Annotated in this window: 3 protein-coding genes; 1 reads left to right on the top strand and 2 read right to left on the bottom strand. The window is 69.7% G+C overall.

The genetic code is table 11. The features are described 5' to 3' along the window. A partial coding sequence (locus tag ACY45C_RS15825) for an ATP-binding protein (RefSeq protein ID WP_462188358.1) occupies positions 1-2,262 on the top strand: 2,262 nt, incomplete at its 5' end. A gap of 261 nt (positions 2,263-2,523) precedes the next feature. Here ACY45C_RS15825 and ACY45C_RS15820 read toward each other — a convergent pair. Further along, positions 2,524-3,231: a hypothetical protein gene (locus ACY45C_RS15820; protein ID WP_462188357.1), complete on the bottom strand. Its 708-nt coding sequence runs from the start codon at positions 3,229-3,231 to the stop codon at positions 2,524-2,526. Then, positions 3,231-3,531 (bottom strand): HTH domain-containing protein (locus ACY45C_RS15815; RefSeq protein WP_462188356.1); only part of this gene is annotated, 301 nt, incomplete at its 5' end. The genes ACY45C_RS15820 and ACY45C_RS15815, both read right to left, overlap by 1 nt.

Here is a 3,531-nt window from a genome sequence, read left to right as displayed (position 1 = left end):
GTCTGGATCGCCGAGTTGGCCGACCTCGACGACCCGTCACTGGTCGCCGACGCGGTCGCCGAGGCGATGGGCCTGCAGCGCCTCTCCGGGCGATGGACCGCGGCGACGCTCGCCGCGCACCTTGCTCCGCGCAGGATCCTGCTCGTGCTCGACAACTGCGAGCACCTCGTGGACGCGTGTGCCCGGCTCGTCGACACCCTGCTGCGCGCGGGCCCGGGCCTGCGGGTCATCGCAACCAGCCGCCACCTGCTCGGGGTGGCCGGGGAACGGGTGCTGGGGGTGCCCCCGCTGAGGGTGCCCCCGGTGCCGGCCCCGGGCGCGGACCAGTCCGCCTTGGCTGGCGGGCTCGTCCAGTACGAGGCGGTGAGCCTGCTGGCGGAACGCGCGGCAGCGGTGCTCGGGGAATTCAGCCTCGACGAGGGCAACTGGCGGACCGTCGCGTTGCTGTGCCATCGCCTGGATGGCATCCCGCTGGCGATCGAACTGGCGGCTGCTTGGCTCCGGACGCTGTCCCTGGAGCAGATCCTCGATCGGCTCGACAACCGCTACAGCCTGTTGACGCGAGGCAACAGAGTCGGGCCCCGCCGCCAGCAGACCCTGCGCGCGCTGATCGACTGGAGCTTCGGCCTGTGCAATCCCGACGAGCAGCAGATGTGGGCGTGCCTGTCGGTGTTCGCCGACGGGTTCACGTTGGAGGCGGCTGAGCAGGTGGGGGGTGCCAGGTGCCCGCCGGCAGTCGTGCTGGACGTGCTGAGCGGGCTGGTTGACAAGTCGATTCTGGTCCGTGACGACGACGAGGGGACGGTCCGGTTCCGGATGCTGGACACCATTCGCCAGTACGGCCAGGACCGCCTGCGCGAGTCCGGTCGGGAGCAGGACGTGCGCCGTCGGCATCTCGCCTACTACCGCCGGATGGCGGCCCTCGCCGACGCTCAGTGGTGCAGCCCGGCCCAACTGGACTGGATCAGGCGGATCCGGAGCGAGCAAGCGAACCTACGGGTTGCGCTGGACTTCTGCCTCACTACACCGGGCCTGGCGGAGACCGCTCTGTCCATCATGGTGGCCCTGTGGCAATACTGGGCCGCCATCGGGCTGCTCAGCGAGGCGCGTTTCTGGTTTGATCGGGGGCTGAGCAAGGCCACGGAGCCGGACGGGATCCGGGCCATCGGTCTGCAATCGGCCGCCCACGCCGCGTCCCTCCAGGGCGACATCACCGCGGCGGCGTCACTGCTGGCCGAGGCTCGCGATCTGGCCGCTAGGCTGCACGACCAGCGGGTGCTCGCACGCATCGCCTGCGTCGAGGGCAGGCTCGCCGCCATCAGCGGGGACAGGCCGGCGGCGGTGGAGCGCAGTCAGGACGCCCGCCGCCGGTTCGCTGACCTCGACGAGCCGTTCGGCCTCGCCCAATCACTGCTCTATCTCGGGCTGGCCCACGGAATCCGCGAGGAACAGGACGCGGCGGCGATCGTCTTCGCGGAATGCGTGGCGTTGACCGAGCGCTTCGGTGAATACTGCTTCCGCTCGTTCGCTCTGTGCGGCCTCGGTCTGGCGGCCTGGCAGCTAGGCGAGTTGGAGCAGGCGATGGAGCACCATGCCGCGGCCATCTCCCTGAAATACGCGTTCCACGACCATGCCGGCATCGCTGTCGCGCTGGAGCAGCAGGCGTGGGTCATGGCCTCGGCCGGCCGGCACCACGAGTCCGCGGTCCTGCTCGGCGCGGCCGGGCGGATCTGGCGTGAGACCGGGGCGTCGATCGCCGCCTTCGGGCTCGCCCCGTTCCACCACCGATGCGAGGCGTCCCTGCGACGCGTCCTAGGTCAACGGAAGCTCGAACGCGCCCTGGCGCAGGGCGCGGAACTCGACCTGGACGAGGCCGTCGCCGCGGCTACCCAGGGCACCGGGACTCCTGTCGCCCACCCCGTCGTTCCCGCCGGCGAGCCGGAGGTGCCCCTGACTCTCCGGGAGCGTCAGGTGGCGGACCTCGTCGCCCGCGGCCTGAGCAACAAGGAGATCGCGAGCTACCTGGTGATCGCCCAGCGCACGGCGGAAGGTCACGTCGAGCGCATTCTCGGCAAGCTCGGTTTCACCTCACGGGCCCAGATCATCGCGTGGGTAAAGGACAGCAGCAGGAGCCTCCAGGAACGTACGTGTGAGCCGCAGCGACATGTTGGCGAGCGTGAGCGGATCGCCCCTACCCCGCCCCCGCATCCTCATGGAGATTCTGTAGGTGGAGATTCTGTAGGCGTACAACCTCACGGGTAGTTACGGGCAGCGACTTCGCTGGCGACTGTAGATCATCGACCTCGAGCGGGCGGAGGTCGTCGTGCTGGCCTGCCACTACCGTCCCCGGGTACAGAGGGCACCCAGCCCGGTCGTGTCCATCTCATGTGGAACGTGACAACCTAGTCGAGGTCCAGGTGGAGGTTTTCCGCCTGCTGGGCTGACCGTGAGGAACGCTGATCTCCTCGGCAGCGAGAATGGCGGCGGCGAGACGCTCGGTCGTGACGGTGGCCGGTCATGAGGTCACCTCGGTCGGATCATGCGGCCGAACAGTGCGATCGCCGACGTCTGCAACTCGGCGACGCTGGGCGTGAGTCGCTGCCGCGCGGCGTCCCAGGCGGCGTCCCGAACGGCGTCCCGAACGGCGTCCCAAGCGGCCTCCCGGGCGGCGGCCTCCTGGGCGGCGGCCCAGGCGGCCTCCTGAACGGCCCGAGCGGCGTTGCAGGCGGCGACCCAGGCGGCATCCCAGGCGGCATCCCGAACAGCGGGCCAGGCGGCCTCCCGGGCGGCGGCCCGGGCTTGCGCAGCGTGCGACGCTGCATCGCGGACGATGTCACCGATCGCCGCCACATCCTCCAAGCTGGCGATCGGCCTGTGGTTGGCGAGCAGATCTGCATACGCGGTCGGCCCCGGGACCAGGCGTAGCCAGGTCGGCGTGCACACCCGGACGAGCCAATCCAGTGCCAGACACCCGCGCGCCTCGTCCAGTCCGTCGGCGGCCGTACCCATGAGCTGCGGGATGTACGGCTTGAGCTTCTGCCGCTTGCTGTTGGGCAGGACATCGTTCAGGATGCGGCCGAAAGCCCCGAGCACGGGCGAGACACACTCGGGGCGGTCGGACCAGGGCTCGTCGGCGAGGTATGACACCGCCTCCAGGAGGCAGCTGCCCTGCTTCAAGTTGTCATGGCCGCCCTTGGCCAGGACGAGCGTGGCGAGGTCAAGCGCGTGCATCAGACTGTCACCATTCCGGGGTTCGGGCGGGGCGGGGGCGAGGGTTCGTCGCGCCATTGGTAAAGGTGCTTGGGACGCCCGCGGGACCCGCGGTCCAAGATGAGGTCGACGTAGCCGTCCTGATCGAGATCATGGAGGTACCGCTGGACCGTGGACCGGTATCGGCCGATCTTGTCGGCGATTTCCTCCGCCGCGATCGGCTCGGACGCCGAGCGCAGCTCGACGACGATGTCCTCCATGATCTGGCGTGAGCGGTTCCTGCGGAGGCGTAGGTGGACCACTGCGGGAACCTCCTCCCAT

This window comes from Frankia sp. CcWB2 (genome assembly GCF_977927585.1).
The sequence above is the reverse complement of the archived record's forward strand: the minus strand, read 5'-3'. Positions and strand labels throughout refer to the sequence as shown.